General features: G+C 74.3%; 16 protein-coding genes and 1 pseudogene. 10 read left to right on the plus strand and 7 right to left on the minus strand.

Annotated features, from left to right (window positions below):
• The first annotated feature begins 244 nt into the window (after nucleotides 1-244).
• The 3 genes from ACFVXH_RS08360 (at nucleotide 245) to ACFVXH_RS08370 (ending at nucleotide 2,377) form a co-directional block, all read left to right on the plus strand.
• On the plus strand, nucleotides 245-1,399 hold the full coding sequence (locus ACFVXH_RS08360) for a DUF6183 family protein (RefSeq protein ID WP_387821540.1): 1,155 nt from the start codon (nucleotides 245-247) through the stop codon (nucleotides 1,397-1,399).
• A 205-nt stretch (nucleotides 1,400-1,604) separates the two neighbouring features.
• Entirely contained in the window at nucleotides 1,605-1,892 is a 288-nt protein-coding gene (locus ACFVXH_RS08365; protein ID WP_387821543.1) for a hypothetical protein, read from the plus strand.
• Nucleotides 1,889-2,377, plus strand: a complete 489-nt coding sequence (locus tag ACFVXH_RS08370; RefSeq protein ID WP_380739748.1) for a protease inhibitor I42 family protein — start codon at nucleotides 1,889-1,891, stop codon at nucleotides 2,375-2,377. Before ACFVXH_RS08365 ends, ACFVXH_RS08370 begins: the two co-directional genes overlap by 4 nt.
• Before the next feature lie 163 nt (nucleotides 2,378-2,540).
• Here ACFVXH_RS08370 and ACFVXH_RS08375 read toward each other — a convergent pair whose 3' ends face one another.
• The 3 genes from ACFVXH_RS08375 to bla form a co-directional block, all read right to left on the minus strand.
• Nucleotides 2,541-3,293, minus strand: coding sequence for a hypothetical protein (locus ACFVXH_RS08375; protein ID WP_380739750.1), 753 nt, complete (start codon nucleotides 3,291-3,293; stop codon nucleotides 2,541-2,543).
• 324 nt (nucleotides 3,294-3,617) lie between these two features.
• Entirely contained in the window at nucleotides 3,618-4,676 is a 1,059-nt protein-coding gene (locus ACFVXH_RS08380; protein WP_387821547.1) for an MBL fold metallo-hydrolase, read from the minus strand.
• A gap of 82 nt (nucleotides 4,677-4,758) precedes the next feature.
• Entirely contained in the window at nucleotides 4,759-5,724 is a 966-nt protein-coding gene (gene bla, locus ACFVXH_RS08385) for a class A beta-lactamase (RefSeq protein ID WP_387821550.1), read from the minus strand.
• Between the two features lie 165 nt (nucleotides 5,725-5,889).
• Between bla and ACFVXH_RS08390 the strand changes: the two genes are divergently transcribed.
• From ACFVXH_RS08390 to ACFVXH_RS08405, 4 genes are all read left to right on the plus strand, one after another.
• Nucleotides 5,890-6,840 carry a LysR family transcriptional regulator gene (locus tag ACFVXH_RS08390; protein ID WP_375876100.1) on the plus strand — a complete coding sequence of 317 codons (951 nt, stop codon included), beginning with the start codon at nucleotides 5,890-5,892 and terminating at the stop codon, nucleotides 6,838-6,840.
• A 104-nt stretch (nucleotides 6,841-6,944) separates the two neighbouring features.
• On the plus strand, nucleotides 6,945-7,808 hold the full coding sequence (locus ACFVXH_RS08395; protein ID WP_375876142.1) for a serine hydrolase: 864 nt from the start codon (nucleotides 6,945-6,947) through the stop codon (nucleotides 7,806-7,808).
• 396 nt (nucleotides 7,809-8,204) lie between these two features.
• Nucleotides 8,205-8,714, plus strand: coding sequence for a hypothetical protein (locus tag ACFVXH_RS08400; RefSeq protein WP_049649255.1), 510 nt, complete (start codon nucleotides 8,205-8,207; stop codon nucleotides 8,712-8,714).
• 222 nt (nucleotides 8,715-8,936) lie between these two features.
• Nucleotides 8,937-9,386: a hypothetical protein gene (locus ACFVXH_RS08405; protein ID WP_387821554.1), complete on the plus strand. Its 450-nt coding sequence runs from the start codon at nucleotides 8,937-8,939 to the stop codon at nucleotides 9,384-9,386.
• 74 nt (nucleotides 9,387-9,460) lie between these two features.
• On the opposite strand, the gene ACFVXH_RS08410 is transcribed toward ACFVXH_RS08405, so the two are convergent.
• Nucleotides 9,461-12,418 carry a BTAD domain-containing putative transcriptional regulator gene (locus tag ACFVXH_RS08410; RefSeq protein ID WP_387821557.1) on the minus strand — a complete coding sequence of 986 codons (2,958 nt, stop codon included), beginning with the start codon at nucleotides 12,416-12,418 and terminating at the stop codon, nucleotides 9,461-9,463.
• Between the two features lie 326 nt (nucleotides 12,419-12,744).
• Here ACFVXH_RS08410 and ACFVXH_RS08415 point away from each other — a divergent pair, with 326 nt between their 5' ends.
• The gene (locus tag ACFVXH_RS08415; protein ID WP_387821560.1) at nucleotides 12,745-13,398 is read left to right on the plus strand and encodes a hypothetical protein; all 654 of its coding nucleotides are present in this window, start codon (nucleotides 12,745-12,747) and stop codon (nucleotides 13,396-13,398) included.
• A 31-nt stretch (nucleotides 13,399-13,429) separates the two neighbouring features.
• Nucleotides 13,430-14,017 (plus strand): RICIN domain-containing protein, encoded by a 588-nt coding sequence (locus ACFVXH_RS08420; RefSeq protein WP_387821563.1) that lies wholly within the window; start codon nucleotides 13,430-13,432, stop codon nucleotides 14,015-14,017.
• A gap of 63 nt (nucleotides 14,018-14,080) precedes the next feature.
• On the opposite strand, the gene ACFVXH_RS08425 is transcribed toward ACFVXH_RS08420, so the two are convergent.
• The 3 genes and pseudogenes from ACFVXH_RS08425 to ACFVXH_RS08435 form a co-directional block, all read right to left on the minus strand.
• Nucleotides 14,081-14,374: a hypothetical protein gene (locus tag ACFVXH_RS08425; RefSeq protein WP_387821566.1), complete on the minus strand. Its 294-nt coding sequence runs from the start codon at nucleotides 14,372-14,374 to the stop codon at nucleotides 14,081-14,083.
• Between the two features lie 465 nt (nucleotides 14,375-14,839).
• The gene (locus tag ACFVXH_RS08430; protein ID WP_117484856.1) at nucleotides 14,840-15,301 is read right to left on the minus strand and encodes a hypothetical protein; all 462 of its coding nucleotides are present in this window, start codon (nucleotides 15,299-15,301) and stop codon (nucleotides 14,840-14,842) included.
• A 246-nt stretch (nucleotides 15,302-15,547) separates the two neighbouring features.
• Nucleotides 15,548-15,881: pseudogene (locus ACFVXH_RS08435) on the minus strand (ATP-dependent Clp protease proteolytic subunit); the annotation flags it as partial.
• A gap of 906 nt (nucleotides 15,882-16,787) precedes the next feature.
• Between ACFVXH_RS08435 and ACFVXH_RS08440 the strand changes: the two are divergent.
• Nucleotides 16,788-18,176: ricin-type beta-trefoil lectin domain protein (locus ACFVXH_RS08440; RefSeq protein ID WP_387821569.1), on the plus strand; the 1,389-nt coding region annotated here is incomplete at its 3' end.

The raw sequence follows: 18,176 nt of genomic DNA on the forward strand, positions 1-18,176 counted from the left end.
ATCCAAGGGGTGGTTGCACGACCGTGCAGAGGCCAGTCTGTGTGCGAGCGACACCCGGCACCAGGGACCAGGGCAAGTGGACACGAACACGAAACGCGCCCGCAGCACATGGACGCGTTCGCGTCACAATTCGTCGAATCCGCAGGTCGCAGGGGCCGCGGCAGCCACCGGTCCGCGCCGTCGCCGAGCGTCGGCGGGCGCGCCGCCGGCGGCGGACCACCCGCCGCCGGGAAACAATCACGCCATGGACAAGGACATCACCCGCACGGTGGACGCCCTGTGCGAGGCCGACGACGCGGACGTCTCCGTGCTGCGCGCCGAGGTCGAATCGCGGGTCGCCACCGGCGAGTTCGACTGGGCCGGCGGCCTCGCGGCGGAACTCGCCGCCCGCACCGCCGCCGGCCGGGACCTTCAGGGGCACTGCGCCGCGGCCCTGTACTGGACGCTGAACGCCCTGGCCGCCCGCCCGGGGCCGCAGAGCCTGCGCGCCCTGGTGCGCGTACTGGACTCGCCGCACCCCGGCGTCTCCCCGCGCTACCTGGCCGCGGTCGTCGCCCACGGGCACCGCATCGAGGACATCGCCGACGAGGTCTTCGACCGGGCGCCCGAGACCGCGGACGCGCGCGAGTTCGCGGCCTGCCTGCTCCACGAGACGGTGCTCGTCTCGGACGCGGTCAACGGGTACCCCGCGCTGCGCGCCTTCGCCGACACCCTCCTGGCCGAGGGCCACCCGCTCGCCGTACTGCCGCTGGCCCTGCTGCCCGAAGAGCACGGGCTGCGGCGCCCCGCGGGGGCCGCCGACGACTGGACCTGGACGGTCCCGGCCGTGTGGCCGGAGCCGGGCGACGCGCTGGAGGCCACGCCGGCGACGCGGCAGCGGGCGGCCGCGGCCGAACCGACCGAGACCGGCGTACCCGCCACGACGGAGGCCATGGGCGCGGCCGTCGCCCACTGGCTCGCCCAGTCCAACGGCAGGCTCGCCGCCCAGGAGTTCTGGCTACCCGACCCGGTTGCCCCCGAGGACCTCCCGGCACTCCTCGCGCTCCTGCCGCTCACCCCCTGGCCGCCCGGCCAGACCCCGGCCCGGCTCCACCCCTCCGACCCCGACCTCGCCCTGCGGACCCTGCTCACCGCCGCCCTGCGCGCACCGGCCTACGGCCACGGCAACTACGGCGCCTACGGCAGACTCGCCGCCTGGCGCTCCCTGGCCGCCCTGACCGGCACCCCCGCCGACGCGCCGATCACCCGGACCGCCGACCGCGTGCGGCAGACGACCTGGCTCCGCCTCGGCACCGCGTCCGCCCCCTGGTTCCACAACGTCGCCTGGGACCTCGCCCTCGCCGCCCTGCACCCCGACGGCCGACACCTCGCAGTCCTGGCCGCCACCGACACCGACTGACCACGCGCCACCCCGGCCGCCAGCCCCGCGACCGCAACCCGGCCTCCCCCGGCCGAGTTCGGGGCTTCACCGGACGAACGCCGGCGCCGGCAGCGGCGGCACCGCCCTCGACCAGGCCCTGCGACCCGACGTCCACCGGCGTGCCGCCGGCTGACATTATGCTGTTCGACGCTCTGCGGAGCGTGTCGAACAACATGGGGGGAATATGGGCAGCGACGGCGCGGTGGCCGCCGCGATCACCGTCGACCGGCTCGGCACGCTGCCACGGGCCCTGGCCTTCCTCGGCGAGACCGTCCGCGCCGGCGGCACCCGCTTCGCGGCCGCCCTGCCCGAACCGCTGCCCGGACCGGCCGCCACGGTGGCCCGCGGCTGGCTGGAGGCAGCCGCCATGGTCGTACAGGACCCCACAGGGGACCAACTGGTCGCCCGCTGGCTCGACGCCGTCGCCGCCGTCCTGGCGCTGCGTGTCACCCACCGGGAAGCGACCCCGTGAAGCGCAGGTGGCGCCTCGTCCTGCTGGTGGTCGTCGTGGCGCTGGCCGTCCCGGCCACCATGCGCGCGGTGACCGTCCACCGGAAGACCACCGGCAAACTCGACCACGGCACCGTATTCACCCAGACCTCCGGACAGATCACCGTCAAGCCCGGCGAGCTGTTCTCCGTGGAGGTGCCCGCCTACCGGTTGGCAGGCGACGTCTGGAGCATGGCCGCTCCAGCCCCCGACCCGGCCGTCGCGAAGGCCGCCGGTGACGAGTACGTCCACAACTTCGACGTCAGGGACCTGTTCGACTTCGGCGAAATCGGAAACACCGGCTCGGGCGGCCGCTACTACTTCACCTTCCGCGCCCAGAACCCCGGCCGTACCACCATGACCGTGCACATCGCCTACCGCGACGAGCTCGGTGGGGACTGGCCCGGAGGGCCGGACCAGATCAAGCGCCAGTTCACCGTCGACGTCAGCTCCGACGCACCCCGCTGAACCGTTCTGAGGAGGCCGGTCGGCCCGCCCGAACAGCAGAGGCGGGTGGGCCGACCAGGGTGCTGCCGTGCGCAGGTGTCGAGCACCTGGACCGTCGCCGCCCCGAGGTGCTGGCGGTGCACCGCCTGGCGCCGGGGCCGATGGCAGCGTCCCGGCCGGTCCGTCAGGTGTGGAAGCGGACGCGGATCATGAGGGCGTCCTCGGCGAGTCCGTCGAGGTAGCGGTAGGCGAAGTCGTAGTACCGGGCGCCGGCGAGGACCTCGGGATCGGACGACGAGCCCGTGCCGTCGATCCACTCGCCGTCCAGGGTGAGCAGCACACTGGGCGTCACCGCGTAGGCGGTCTCACGGTGTACGAACTGCTCACGGGTGTGGGCGTAGTGGCCGACCGGATCGGACATGCCCGCCCACCGGCGGGTTCGCTCGTCGCCCGCCAGCAGGGCTGCGGCCCGGACGACCGGCTGCTCGCGGTACGCGGCCCAGGCCGTTGCGCCGTCGGGGGCCTGCTCGTTCATGGCGCTCAGGGACAGCGAGGGTTCGAAGCCGACGCTGAAGGCGGCCCAGCGGTCCCAGTCGGCGCCCGCCTGTTCCGCCACGGGCGCGCGGTCGACGTCCAGGTCGAGCAGGCCGCGCGGCCCACCGTCGCAGCGCCCGGCCGGCTGCGGCGGTCGCGGTCGGCCGTCGAGCAGGAACGGGTTGCGAACCAGCCGCGGATCGGCCTCGTACCCGGCGCGGACCGCGAAGCCGTCCGTGCGGTATCCGCCGTAGACGTGCCACCACTGCCACTCGCCCTGCCAGACGCCGCCCGGAGGGATCTCGGCGTCGTTCCAGAACGGCGCCATCGCGGCGGTGAGTGCTTCCGTCACGTCGGCGGGATCGGTGGGCGCCAGACAGACGGTGATGATTTCTCGGGACATGGACCGGCTCTCGTAGGCGGGTTGCCCACCGTAGCCACGGCCTGCGGGTCCGTGAAAGGCGTTTTCGGCCTGCCGGCGGGCAGGCCCGCCCTCCCTGGCGGGCATGCCGAGCGTTCGACGAGGGCCCGTACGCGCTTCCGACATCCCACCCCACCGCCGACAGGTCACCAGCGGCCCGGATAGCGCCACCCCCGCCGGGGCATAGCCCGAACCCTGGGCGAGCCGGGCGAGCTCTGACGGTACGTCGCCCGCACGGTGGGCGAGCCGGGCGAGCTCTGACGGTACGTCGCCCGCACGGTGGGCGATAGACGACGAGCTCCGTCCTCATGTCCGCACCCCGCGGCAGGAGTGCGACGCTGCCCCGGTTCCCGCCCCCGCCGCTTCCGCAGCCTCCGCGTCGGCGATGCGGCCGCGCACCATCGCGTCCATGACCGCCATGTACCGCTGCGTGCGGGGGCCGCCGAGGAGGAAGGGGTTCGCGGCGCCGGGCGGTTGGCGCCGCAGCTGTTCGGCTCGTTCGAGGCCGTGGTCGTTCGGGTGGTTGGAGAGCTCGACCTCCACGTTCGTCCGGCGCATGACGGCCCGGAAGGAGTGGACGGAGGCGAGGAGGGTGCGCAGTTCCGCCACGGTCGAGGGCGGGTTGAGGCCGCCCCACAGCATCGCGCTGTGGTACCGGCCGCCCGCCCGGACCGGGATGACCGGGGACACGGTGCCGGGGGTGTGGCCCGGGGTGTGGTGCAGCTCGATCGTCGTGCCGCCCAGGGTGAGCTGCGCGCCGTCCGCGATGTCGAGGTCGCGGACGGGGGCGTCGGCGGGGCGGGTGCGGGCGAGGAGGTCCCAGTCGGCCGGGGACATGTGCACGCGGGCGCCGTAGCGGTCGGCGAGGGTCTGGGCGCCGCCGAAGTGGTCCGGGTGGCCGTGGGTCACGACGACGTGCCGGATCGCCGCCGGGTCGGCGCCGACCGCCCGCAGCCCGGGGACGACGACGCCCTCGGCATCGGCGGGTGAGGTGAGCGCGTCGATCAGCACGATGCCGTCGTCCGTCAGCACCGCCATCGCCGAGACCCAGCCCGCGCTCAGCAGCACCAGGTTGTCGAACAGCTTGACGGGCGCGGGCGCGGGCAGTGGGGGAAGGACGGAGCCGGGCGTCAGCGCCGTCACCAGGGCCCGCAGCACGGGGTCGTCGGTGGCGAGGCGGCTGGCGCGGTCGTAGTGCGGACGGCCGGCGGACGACGCCTTCACCGAGGAGGGGACGGCGGCCGAGGCCGTGCCCGGAAGGGCGGCCGGCGCGGCCCCGGCGGCGAGGCCGAGGACGGCGAGCTGGGCGAGACGGCGCCGGGTGAAGTCGGCGTCCGTGTCGGCCCGGCGGGTGGGTCGGATCATCGCGGTCGGGGCTCCTGGTCGGTCGGGAAGGGGCGCTCCTTCGGGAGGGGATGCTCCTTCGGGACGGATGCGGATACGGACGTCAGCCGAGGGCGCTGACGACCGTCTTCGTCGCCTGGGCGATCAGGGCGTCGTCGGAGGTGGCGTCCGCCTTGCCGCGGTCGGTCAGGACGACGATCACGATCGGGGCGCGCCCGCCCGACGGCCACGCCACGGCGACGTCGTTGCGGGTGCCGTAGCCCGCGTTGCCGGTCTTGTCGCCGATCCGCCAGTCGGCGGGCACCCCCGCGCGGATGTACGGGCCGCCGGTCGTGTTGCCGACCAGCCAGTCCGTCAGCAGCCCGCGCCGGCCTTCCGGGAGGACGTCGCCGAGCACGTAGCGGCGCAGGTCGGCGGCGAGGACGCGCGGCGTGCTGGTGTCGCGGGTGTCGCCCGGGGTCGCCTCGTTGAGGGTGGGTTCGGTGCGGTCGACGCTGGTGGTCGAGTCGCCCAGGTCGCGCAGGGACTGCTGGACGGCCGCCGGGCCGCCGAGTTCGGCGAAGACGAGGTTGGCCGCGGTGTTGTCGCTGTACTGGATGGAGGCGGCGGCCAGGTCACGCAGCTTCATGCCGGTCGCCACGTGCTGCGAGGTGATCGGTGCCCACGCCAGCACGTCCTCCTGGCGGTAGGGGACGACCTTGTCCAGGTCCGCGTCGGAGGCCTTGCGCAGCAGGGCCCCGGCGGCGAGCGACTTGATCGTGGACGCGAACGCGAACCGCTCGTCGGTCCGGTGGACGACCTCCCGGCCGCTGCCGGTGTCCACCGCGTACACGCCGAGCCGGGCGCCGAACCGCTGCTCGAGTTCCGCGAAGGCCGCGTCCGCCGCAGCGGCGGAGGCCGCCCCCGCGCCCGCCGTCGCCGCCGTCGCAGTCGCGCCGGAGGCCTCCGCCGTCGAGGTGCTACCCGACGGGCCGCACCCGCCGACCAGCGCGGCCACGAGCAGGGCCACCGCGGGCAGCGCGATGCGGGTACGGGTACGGGTGCCGGTACGGCGGAGGTAGGGCGTCATCAGTGGTCTCCCCAGGTGGTTCGTGTCATCACGGTCGCGCCCCGCGGCGGTGGTCCACACCGCCGCGATCCGCGCGATCACGCTCAGCTAAACAGGCCACGGACCTCCCAGTCCAAGACCGCAATCGTGAAGTGAGCGATAAGAAAACACCTATGATTGCTGGCCATGGACCTGCTGGGGCACCTCCGCCACTTCCGCGCCGTCGCCGAGGAACGGCACTTCGGCCGCGCCGCCGAGCGCCTGCGGATCGCCCAGCCCTCGCTCTCCCAGCGGATCCAGCGCCTCGAACGCGAACTCGGCGTGACCCTGTTCGACCGCGGCCCGCGCGGCGTCGACCTCACCCCGGCGGGCCGGCTGCTGCTCGCCGAGGCCGAGGAGACCCTGGACAGCGCCGCCCGCCTCCTCGCCACCGCCGCCGACCTGCGCAGCGGACGGGCCGGCACCCTGCGCGCGGCCGTCCCGCCCGAACTCGGGCCGGCCACCCTCGCCGCGCTGCTCACCGGCTTCGAGACCGCCTCCCCGGGCACCCGGCTCGAACTGCGGGAACTGCCCGTCGCGGCCGTGGTGCGCGAACTCGCCCAGCACACCGTCGACGTCGCCGTCGTCCGCCACCCCTGCCCGGCCGACGGACTGGCCTTCGGCCCCGTCCTGCACCAGCCGCTCGGCGCCCTGCTCGCCGCCGGCGGCCCGCACGCCGACCGCCCGGAGCTCGCGGTGGCCGACCTGACCGGCCTGCGCCTGGTCCTCTTCCCGCGCGCCACCGCCCCGGCCCTGTACGACGAGGTCCTCACCACGCTGACCAGGCACGGCTGCACTCCCGAGGCCGTCGTCGACCCGCCGGGACCGGACGTCGCGGGGGCGCTCGTGCTCACCGGCAGCGCCATCGCCCTGGTGCCGCGCACCACACCCCCACCGGGTACAGTCTGGCGTCCGCTCACCGGCACCCCGCTGGCCTGGCGGACCTCCACGGCCTGGCCGACCGGGCGGGGCGGGCCCGCCGTCCGGCTGTTCGCCCAGGCCGCCCACGAGGCGCTGACCGGACCCGGCGGCCTGCTGCCCCAGCCGCCCCACCGCCCCCCGCTCTACCCCCGGCCCGCAATGGAGTTCCCGCTGTGACCAGCGACCGCACCACAGCCGACCGCCCGGCTCCTGACCGCCCGGCCGCCGACCGGACCGCGGCCGCCGACCGGACCCCGCACGGCCGCGCCGCGCGCACCCGCATCGCCGCGGCCTTCGCCGACGCCGGCGTCACCGGCCGACTCCACGCACGCGACCTCGACACCGGCGCCGAGATCGGCCTCGGCGCCGACACCGCCGTCTCCACCGCCAGCGTCCACAAGCTCTGCCTGCTCGTGACGCTCTACCGCGAGGCCGCCGCCGGACGCGTCGACCTCACCCGGCAGGTCGACGTCCCCGCCGCCGGCCGCACCCCCGGGTCCACCGGCCTCGGCGCCATGCTCGACGACGCCCGCCTCTCCCTGCGCGACCTCGCCTACCTCACCGCCGCCGTCAGCGACAACACCGCCGCCGACACCCTGTGGGACCGGATCGGCCTCGACACCGTCAACCGCACCATGGCCGACCTCGGCCTCACCCGCACCGTCGCCGTCCACAAGCTCCGCGACCTCATCGCCGCCCTCGCCGAGGACACCGGCCCCGACTCCCCGGTCGACCCCGCCGTCGTCGCCCGCCTCAGAGTCCTCGACCCCGCCTTCACCAACCACAGCACCCCCCGCGACATGACCACCCTGCTCGCCGCCCTCTGGCACGGCGACGCCTGCCCCGGCGACCACGGCGCCGCCCTGCGACGCCTCCTCGGCCTCCAGGTCTGGCCCCACCGCCTGGCCTCCGGCTTCCCCTACGACGACGTCCGCGTCCACGGCAAGACCGGCACCCTCCCCACGCTGCGCCACGAGGTCGGCGTCGTCGAATACCCCGACGGCGGCCGCTACGCCCTCGCCGTCTTCACCCGCGCCGCCGCCACCACCATCACCCTGCCCGCCGCCGACGCCGCCATCGGCACCGCCGCCCGCCTCGCCGTCGACGCCCTCCGGGCCCAGGCGGCAGCCGGCCGGGCGCGCTGACCGGGCCCACCGCGTCCCGGCCTCCGCCATCGCGCACCCGTCGGCGGTCGTCTGACGGCCCGTACGCCGAAGGGCGTCCCGACCCGGGCCCGAGGGCCGCGCCGCCAACGGCACGACGGGCAGGACGAAGGCGACGGCCCACAGCCACGGGTGCCGCCACCGCGTGCGCCTGGTGCCGGTCACCGTCTCCCCGGGGGACTCGTGACCACCAGGGTCGGGAATCACGCCGCCACAAAGCCGCGGCCACGGGGAATCGCGTGACAGTCGACAGCCGACAGCCGTCAATCCGGTCGACCCCCTCCTCACGCGTACCGGGGAAAATCCGCCCCTTCACCGGCCACGCACCGCGCCGGAGCGCTACGTTGACGGCCGCCGACCATGGGGAGAACCGCTGACATGACCATCGACAGGGCCGCCCTCGACAGCGCGATGAAGGCGGTCGTCGCCGCCGCGCACGCCGACGACCCGGCCGCGCTGTACCAGGCCGTGATGCCGCCGGCGGGCACGGACACGCCCCCGGCCGAGGTCACCGCCTGGTTCGGGACGCTCCTCATCCACCTGGCGCTCTCCGCCGCGACCACCTCGAAGCTGGAGCGCGGCTGCCCCCGGGAGGCCGTCTCGGGGTGGATCGGGGAGACGCTGGGCCCGCCGCCCACCCCGGCGCTGCTGCGCGCCGCGGATCCCGGCCGCATCGACCATGCCGAAGCGGTGAGCGCCGCAGCCGACTACTCCCGGTGCCACGAGTACACCGTCGACCTGATCCGGCTGGGCCTGGCCGAGCCGAACGAGGCACCGGACGAGCGGGGCGTCGACGCCCACTGCGCGGCGACGAACGACAGCAGGACGCGGATCACCGTGATCGCGATGCTCGGCCGCCTCGCCCCCGTCCCCGGCGGGCGGGCCTGACGCCGCCGCTCCGGCAGCGCCGGGCCGGTCGAGTCCGCCGCGCCCGGGCGCCCGCCGGTGCCGGGGGAGGGCCGGAGCAGGACGACGAGGGGTCAGGGAGCGCGCTGATGCCCTGCCCTCGGCGGCGCGGCCACACGTTCGTATGCTTGCGTACGGGCGGTGGCGGCAGCCCCGAACCCCGGACGGCGCCGCGCGCCGCGGACAGCGGAAAGGGGCGCGGGCATGCGGAAGCGGACGAGGCGTACGGCCTGGTCGCTCACCTACTTCCTGCTGGGCAGCGCGTGCCTGCTGATCGCCGTGGTGGTGGCGACGGGCCTGGTGACGACGGGGGCCGCGCGCGGGCTGGGACCCCTGGTCCCGGTCCTGATCCTCGGTGTCCCGGGTGCGGTGTTGACGTTCCGCGCGCCGGTGTTCGGCGTCTCCTACGGGCCGGCCGGGGTGAAGTACTCCGGGCTGCTCGGAGCGCGCTCCTATGCGTGGGCGGACATCCGGGAGGTGCGGGTGGCCGTCCTGGAGGGCAGGGTCTACTCGTCCGATGTCCCGGAGCTGGTGCTGGCCTCCGGCGGGACGGACCCGCTGTACATGCTGGCGGGCCACAGCTCGGGCCGGACCAACAAGCGGGTCAAACGGCTGGTGGCCGAACTCGAGGCGGCGCGCGCGGCCGCGTCCTGACGCCGGTCGCCTCCACCGGCGGCACGCGGCACCGACATCTCCCGGCAAGGCCTCCCGACAGGTCCCGACGCCGGTCACGGCTGCGCGGAGTCGGCGGTGCCGTCGCCGTCCGCGCCGCCCAGGCCGGCTGCCGAGTCCGGGACCGGGGCCGGGCGGCGAGCGGCGTGCTCGTGCCCCGGGGACGGCGGTGTCGGCGGGGTGAAGCCGAGGGAGGTCAGCAGGCCGACCGCCGCGTCGCGGTAGTGGGCGGGCAGCTCGCGGTAGATGGCGAGGGCCTCCTCCCAGGAGCGCAGGGCGTCGGCGCCGCGGCCGAGCGCCTGCTGGGCGGCGGCCAGGGCGGTCAGGGAGTTGGCGCGCTGGTCGGCGTATCCGGTGATGGTCCGGCCGACGGCCAGCGAGCGCTCCAGGTGGACCAGCGCCTCCTCGGGGCGGCCGGCGGCATAGCGGGCCATGCCGACGACGTTCAGGAGGCTGCACTCCGGGACGCCGCCGAGCCGGCGGATCTCCGGTGCGAGCAGCCGCTCGGCCAGGGCCTGCGCCTCCTCGGCACGGCCGAGCATCAGGAGGCTGCTGGCGAGGTTGGTCTCGCACAGCAGGACCGTCCACCGGGCGGCGCCCGGACCGTCCGCGGCCAGCAGGCGCAGGGCGCGTTCGAAGTGGTCGGCCGCCCCGGCGTAGTCCGCGCAGTTGAAGTGCGAGACCCCCAGGCTGGTCAGCACCAGTGCCTCGACGGCCCGGTCGCCGGCCGCGCGGACGAGCTCCAGGGCCTGCTCGTAGTGCCGGCGGGCCTGCGGCAGATCGCCCGCGGAGCCCCAGGCGTGCCCCTGGTCGTTCAGGCTCAGGCCCAGGGCGAGCGGATCGTCGAGCCGGCGGGCCGCGGCCACCGCGGTCCGGCTCACGGCCAGGCGTTCCGCGTGCGGCCCGGTCCGGTGCAGGTAGGGCCACAGCAGTGAGGGGAGCTTCCAGGCGACGTCGTCGTCCTCGTGCCCGAAGGCGTGGGCGGCGGTGGCCAGGAGGTTGGCCCGCTGCTCGTCGCACCACCGCAGCGCCTGGGCGGGGTCGGCGAAGGCGGTGGTCTCCAGGTCCCGGGGCGGCGGTGGCAGCGCCACGTGGGGCCGCCCCGGCACCAGTGTCCGGGTGGCGGCACAGGCGTGGTGGAGGCACCACGCGTACCAGCGCTCCAGGCAGAGGCGGCGGGAGCGTCGGCTCTCCTGCCGCGTACCCTGCTCGGCGGCGAACAGGCGCAGCAGGTCGTGGAAGCGGTAGGTGTCGGCGCGGTGCTCGGTGAGGAGGTGGACGTCGGCCAGCCGGCGCAGGACCCGCGCGCCGCTCCCGCGCTCCAGGCCGCCGAGCACCTCGGCGACCGGCGCCGACAGGTCGACGGCGGGGCTCGTCGCGAGCAGCCCCAGCAGGCGCCGGGCGGGCCCGTCGAGCGCGCGGTAGGAGAAGGAGAAGGCCGTGCGCAGGCAGGCGGACCGGTCGTCGCCGTCCGCGCTGAGGACGTCGAGCCGGTTGCCGGCGAGTTCGGCGGCGAAGTCCGTGAGGTCGTGGTGCGGGCGGTCGCGCAGCCGGGCGGCGGCGAGCGCGACGGCCAGCGGGAGGTGGCCGCAGGCGTCGAGCAGCCGGGCGACGGCCTGCTCCCGGGCCTCGACGCGTTCGGCCCCGAGCACCCGGCGCACCAGGGCGCGGCCCTCGTCCGGGCTGAACTCCGCCAGCTCGATCCGCTGGGCGCCCTCCCGTACGACGAGGCCGGTGAGCCGCTCACGGCTGGTCACGAGGACCGCGCAGCCCCCGGCGCCGGGCAGCAGCGGACGGACCTGCGCGGCGTCCAGGGCGTTGTCCAGGACGATCAGGACCCGCCGGCCGGCCAGCGTGGACCGGTAGAGCGCCGCCGTCTCGTCGAGCCGGGCGGGGACGTCCTCGGCCGGCACGCCCAGGGCGCGCAGGAAGGAGCCCAGGACGGCGTGGGGGTGCTGCGGGCCGGTGGACGACCAGCCGTGCAGGTCGGTGAAGAGCTGGCCGTCGGGGAAGCGGTCCCGGGTGCGGTGGGCCCAGCGCAGTGCCAGGGCCGACTTGCCGGCCCCGGGGGCACCGGTGACGAGCGCGATGGCCCCGGGGGCCGGGGCACGGCCGCCCGGCCCCCCGGGGCCGACCAGGTGGCGTCCGAGGGCGCGAAGCTGCGCCTCGCGGCCGACGAAAGCCGGTGACTCCCAGGGGAGTTGGGCGGGCCGCGGCAGGGGCCGCTGCACCGAGGCGGCCGGCCGCCTCGATGCAGCGGGCTCGCGGGGCGGGGTCGGTCCCGGCGCGCCGGAGCCCAGCAACTCCTGCTGGAGGCAGCGGAGTTCGGGCGACGGGTCGAGGCCCAGCTCCCGCGCGAGGTCGGCCGCGTACCGCCGGTACGCGGCCAGGCCCTCCGCCCGGCGCCCGCTGCGGAGCAGGGCCGTCAGCAGGTGCCGCACCAGGCCGTCGCGCAGGGGAGTGGCCCCGACCAGGCCGATGAGCTCCGGGACGATCCGCTCGTGCCGGCCGGCCGCCAGTTCCAGCTCGAAGAGCCGCTCCAGGGCGGCCATCCGCTGCTCCTCCAGGCCCGCGGCGATGGTGGCGAGGGCGCGGCCCGGCAGGCCGTCCAGGGCCGGGCCGCGCCACAGGTCCAGGGCCTCGCGCAGCAGGGGCGCGCCGTCGGCGCCCGCACGGGCGGCGGCGTCGACCCGGGCGGTGAACTCCCGCGCGTCGACGCGGACCCCGTCCGCGGCGAGGAGGTAGCCCGGCCCGTCGGTACGGATCGGTGAAGGGCGCCGCGGGCCGGGCGAGAGCGCGCGGCGCAGCAGCCCGACCATGTTCCGGACCTGGCGGTCGGCGGTGGCGGGCGGGCACTCGTCCCACACCGCGTCGACGATCCGGGGCACGGACACCGTCCGGCCGACGTGGGCCACCAGCACGGCCAGGAGCGCCTGTTGGAGCCGGCCGCCGACGGCCAGCGGGCCGGAGTCCCGGGCCCGCACCTCCAGTGCTCCCAGGATCCTGAACTCCACCCCGTGGCCTCCGGCGATCGAACGGTGTTGTGCGTCGTCCTGCGCCCCGAGCCCCCGTGACGGGTGCGGCAGGGCCATCCTCGCCCGGGCGCGGCGGCGTGTCCATGGCGCCCTGGACGCGGCGCCGCGCTCCGGGGCGCCCTCCCGTGGCGTGATGGGGTCGTGAGGAATTCATGACGGCCTTGCGCAGGATCGTCACCGGGTCGGACGGCATCCCCCACGACGGACCGCCCCACCGCCCGCACCCGCACCAGCACCCGCACCGGCACCGGCACGGTTCCGGCCGCGGGGGCGCGGCCCATCCACCAGAGCACGGAGGAGAACAGATGACCCTCGTCCACCGGCCCCGCCGACGGACGGCCGCGGCCGCGGCCGCCGCCACGATCATCATGACCCTGCTGGAGATCGGGGGCATCGGGGTCGGCACCGCCCACGCCGGCACCCGCCCGCCGACGACGAACTGCAACCCCGCCGTGGACCAGACCTGGCTGGAGGTGACGTCCCTCCAGGTCGACCCCGTCGTCACCGACTTCCTCGCCGTCCACGTCGCCCCGGGAACCACCGGCCAGCGCACCGAGACCCTGAGCCGGGTGGACTCGGTCACCACCGTCGTCAACCGCAGCACCGAGATCAGCGCCTCGGCGAACGTGCTCTTCGTCAAGATCGAGGCCAAGGTCGGCTTCTCCGTCCAGAAGACCACCTCGACCACCACCAGCACCACCGTCTCGACCACCTGGAACCTCAACCAGCCCGGCTACTACGGCCTCTACCGCGGCACCCGCCGGGTCCAGGGCGAGTACGCCAAGTTCGTCTGCGCCCAGACCGGCCCGACCACCGGCGTGTGGATCAACGCCTTCCCGGACGGCGGCGGGGGGAGCTTCACCACCTACGAGCTGCCGGAGATCGGCAGCGTCAACTGCGCCCAGACCGAACCGGCCGGCACCCTGCGCCGCACCGCCCAGATCCGCCTCTCCTGCTGACCCGCCCACCCACACCACGACGGAGGAACCCATGACGAACCCGCTGCGGCGCCGGACGACGGGCGCCCTGCGCACGCTCGGCGCCGGCATCCTGGCCGCGCTGGCCGGTGCCACACTGCTCGCCGCTCCCGCGTCCGCCGACACCCCGCCGACGTTCGACTCGTCCGACTGGCACGGCTGGAGCTGCTCGGGGTACTACCGGATCAACACCCCGGCCGGGCAGGTCCTCGACATGAGCCAGGGCGGCACCTTCTTCGACGGAGCGCTCATCCAGTACCCCTGGAACGGCCAGCGCAACCAGCAGTGGGGCCTGTGCCGGTGGCCGGGCGACCCCGAGGACACCGGCGCCTACGTGCTGCGCAACCGGCAGAACGGCGACTGCATCGGCAGCTACGACAGCGGGAGCGTGGACGCCTCCTGGATCAGCGTGTTCGACTGCTCGGGCTACATCGGCCCCAACCAGAAGTTCTGGAAGGTCGTGGACCCGTCCTCCGGTGCCTTCGTCCTCAAACTGCAGCACTCCGGCAACTGGCTCGCGGTCGCGGAGGCCGCCAACGCCAACTCCATCGTGGCCCAGTACTCCTACCGGGCAACGGCCTTCACCCTGCAGCAGCTCTGAACCCGTGACCCCCCGGCCGCCGGCCCGGCCGGCGGCCGGCGGGCGGCCACGGGGGCGGGGGAGTCAGGGGACGTAGACGCTCCGGGCGCCGGTGGCGCTCTCGTCGTCACCGGCGCTGATACGGCCGAGCTCCTCTCCGTCGCAGTCCGGCCCCGAGTAGAGGGTCACGGCCGTGTCGGTGTTGTTGTCGACGATGCTGGAGTCCTCCAGGGGGTAGCAGCCGGAGGGGTCCGTGTAGACCTCCGCGTTGTTGAGGTAGAGGTTTCCGGTGGCCGCGGCGGCCGGGCCGACGGGCAGGACCAGGGCGGCAGCGGCCATCAACGGGACGCCGAGGGCGGCGCGGCAGGTGATTCTCATACCATGTGCATATCCATTTCAGGCTGGTGCCGTGGCCGGGACGGGCAGGCGTCGCCCTTGGAGGGCGGGCCCGATGGGCCGAATGCCGGGTGCCCCACAGTCGCCGCCGGCCTCGCACCCGCCCCGGGCGACGGCAGACTCGAACCGCCCGGCTCGGGAGCTGTGCTCCCGCCTCCCCGGCATCCCGTCGCCGGCATCCCGTCGCCGGCATCCCGTCGCCGACGTGCTGGAGCCGACTGCGGGCGGCGACCCGGCCCTGACGTCCCCGAGGGACTGTGCCGTCGCTGTAGCAGCCCTTGTTATCGGACACCTCGCAGCACTCGCCCATCGGCACCACACCGTCCGACGGGCCCAGCCCCATGGCCCCCTCGTCACCGCACGCCACAGACCCCTCTCCTCATGCGGCTGCCGTCGGTGTCGCTGTCCGCACTGTCGCTTTCGCGGGTGCCGGTGCGCCCGGAGGGGTCAGGAGTAGTCGGTCTCGACGGTGAGCTGGGGCACCCAGGCCTGGTGGATACGGGAGTGGAGCGGGCCGCCGGGCGTGTAGTCGTACTCGTAGTACATGTACGGGGACCAGGAGAGCCGCATCGGACCCGAGCCGGGAACCGGCGGCGGGAGGGCCCGCGCGGTGAACGTCACGGACCGGCTGTCACCGGGCGCGATCGGGACCCGGGGGTGGAACACGGCGGTCTTGCCCGAGACGGAGCAGTCGGTGACATCGCCGCCACAGCCGACGGCCTCGACGATGCCCGGTGTCACGTTCATCGGCCAGTTGGGCTCGATGTACTCGTAGGAGAACACGATGTCCGTGGTCTCGGTGTTGGTCAGGGTCATCGTGATGGTGAAGGTCTCACCGGGACGGACGGTCTGCCGGTCGATGGAGTAGCTGTCCCAGGCCGCCTCGGCGGACGCCGGAGACGTCAGCATCGCAAGCCCAACCCCTAAGAACAGGGCGAGAGTTGTGGTGATCCTCTTCGTTCGGAAGGGTCTCATGGGGGAGAGGATACGAACGCTTCGGGCCGCTGTCCGCCGGTTCACGGCATCCGGTCGGAGCCGCACCGCCGGGCGGCGGCCCCGCAGCCGCCGGTACGGCGGGCTCCGCCTGGTGGCCTGACCTCCGCTGAAGTACGGCGCCGGTGCGCACGCCCGCCGCCGTACCCGCCGCGAGTTCAGCCGAAATCCGCGCGTTCGGCAGCGCGAACCGCTTGCCGGGCGAGCCCACGGTGAGCAGGAACTGGCCCATGCTGGCGGCGAACCCCATCGCCAGCGTGGAGACGTCGTTCGGGATGAGCCGCATGGTGTCGTAGACGGCGAGCCCCGCGCTGACCGACCCGCCGGGGCTGTTGATGTACAGGCCGATGTCGGAGCGCGGGTCCTCCGCCGACAGCAGCAACAGCTGTGCGCACACCCGGTTCGCCGACACGTCGTCGACCTGGGTGCCGAGGAGGACGATTCGCTGGGCGAGCAGCTGCGCCGCGAGGCGGTCGTCGAAAGGGCTGGACGGCGTCGGCCAGTTCGCGGACGGCGTGGTCGCCGACGGGGCGGTCCAGCTCGGAGGTGTCGTTCATGGCGCCCTTCGGTCCCGACCTACGGTCAGCAGCCCGAAGGCTACCGGCGCTCTACCCCGAAGGCACCGGGGTTTCCGGCCGGTGCACCGGCACCGGCAACCCGGGGCGCGCCGCCCCTCGGCCCGGCAGGCCCGGGATCCGCTCCGGGGCGATCCCGAAGCCGCCGCGGTATGCGGCGAGGGTCCGTCCGAACACCGCATCACCCCCCCCGCTGCACGGGCGTCACGCGATGGTCTCGCCGAGGTCGGTGAGTGTCGCGAGATTCGTCGCGGGGCGGCAAGGCGCATACCCCTTGTCGTTTGCCTTCGGTAGTTCGTTGTTCACCGCTTCGACCCCCCAATTGCCGATCGGCTCAGGTGCCGCCCGTCTGCTGGTATGTGCGACTCATAAACGACCTACAGAACCTTCATGGCGTCATGTAGAGTCTGCGCCGCCATGCATGACTGACACTCAGAAATGGAGGGCTTGGGCAAACCGAGTCGAGGTCGAACCGACTTCGATATCAAGTCAATTCATATCGATCAACCACGGACTGTCCTGGTTTGCACCGCCTTTGATGCAAACTTACCCAGGAAAAGGAAATGCGCACAGAAGAACATCGCTGGCCCATCGCAGGGGGCAGGGCCATCGCCGTCACCGGCTTGGGAGCCGCCCTCACCGCCTCGGCCGACACCGTCTCGACCGCCGGCTCCGCGCCACCGGAAGGGGCCACGAAGGCTCCACCGCAGGCCCGTTTCCTCGCGGGGGCGCGTCGACGTGCCTCCGACCCCTCCCGCAGCTCCGGTGGATCCACGATAGGAAGTCCCATGTCCCGCAAGTCCCGGTCTCGTTCCCGACGGGCAGGTGTGCTGACTGCCGTTCTCGCCGCCGGTGCGCTGTCCACCCTCGGCACGGCCCCGGCGGGTGCCGTGGTCGGCGACGCGGCCGCGGCCGGCGCCTCCGCCACCACCGCGCGCCTGGTGATCGGTGACAGCCTGCGCGGCTGCACCGGCGCGCTGGTCGATCAGCTCTGGGTGATCAGCGCCGCGTCCTGCTTCTCCGACGACCCGGCGCAGCCGCAGGCGCTGGCCGCCGGCGCGCCGAAGTGGAAGACCACCGCCACGGTCGGCGCGACGTCGACCCAGGTCGTCGAGCTGGTGCCGGGTCAGGGCCGCGACCTGGTGATGGCCCGCCTGGCCACGCCCGTCCAGGGCGTCACGCCGCTGACGGTCGGCACCTCGGCGCCGGTCGCCGGTCAGTCGCTGACGGTGACCGGGTTCGGGCGCACCAAGACCGAGTGGGTGCCGCCCCGGGCGCACACCGGCTCGTTCAGCCTCGACACCGTGAGCGCGACCGGTGTGGGCATCACGGGTACGGGCGGCGCGGCGGTCTGCAAGGGCGACACCGGTGCCCCGGTGGTCCGCGAGGTCAACGGCAAGTCCGCCCTGGTCGGCGTCATCTCCCGTTCCTGGCAGGGTGGTTGCCTCGACACCCCCGCCGGTGAGACCCGCACCGGTGCCTACGCCACCCGCGTCGACGACCTCGCCGCGTGGGTGTCGGCCCAGACGAGCCGGTCGTACGAGATCCTCAACCCCGCCAGCGGACGCTGCCTCAACCTCAAGGGCGCCGGTCCGACCTGGCCGAACAACACCGAGATCATCGCCTGGGACTGCACCCTCGGCGCCAACAACGAGAAGTTCCAGCTCACCCCGGACGGGCTGCTGCGCAACCCCGCCAGCAACCGCTGCCTGAACGTCGCCGGTGCCGGGCCGTGGAACAACGGCAACCCGGTCATCCTCTTCGACTGCGTCGCCTCCGCGGGCAACGAGAAGTTCGAGTGGACCGCCGACGGCCAGCTGCGCAACCCCGCCAGCAACCGCTGCCTCAACGTCTTTGGCGCCGGCCCGTGGGCCAACGGCACACCGATCGTCCTGTGGGACTGCGTCGCCTCCGCGGGCAACGAGAAGTTCCAGCTCGTCGCCGACAACGAGATCCCCCACCCGGTCGGTCGGATCAAGAACCCTGCCAGCGACCGTTGCCTCAACATCTCGGGCGCCGGCCCGACCTGGCCGAACAGCACGCCGATCATCCTGTTCGACTGCAACGGCCAGAACAACGAGCTGTTCCAGCTCACCGCCGACGGGCAGCTCTACAACTACACCAGCAACCGCTGCCTGAACGTCGCCGGTGCCGGGCCGTGGAACAACGGCAACCCGGTCATCCTCTTCGACTGCGTCGCCTCCGCGGGCAACGAG

It is taken from the genome of Kitasatospora sp. NPDC058184, from assembly GCF_042883725.1.
Classification (GTDB): Bacteria; Actinomycetota; Actinomycetes; order Streptomycetales; family Streptomycetaceae; genus Kitasatospora.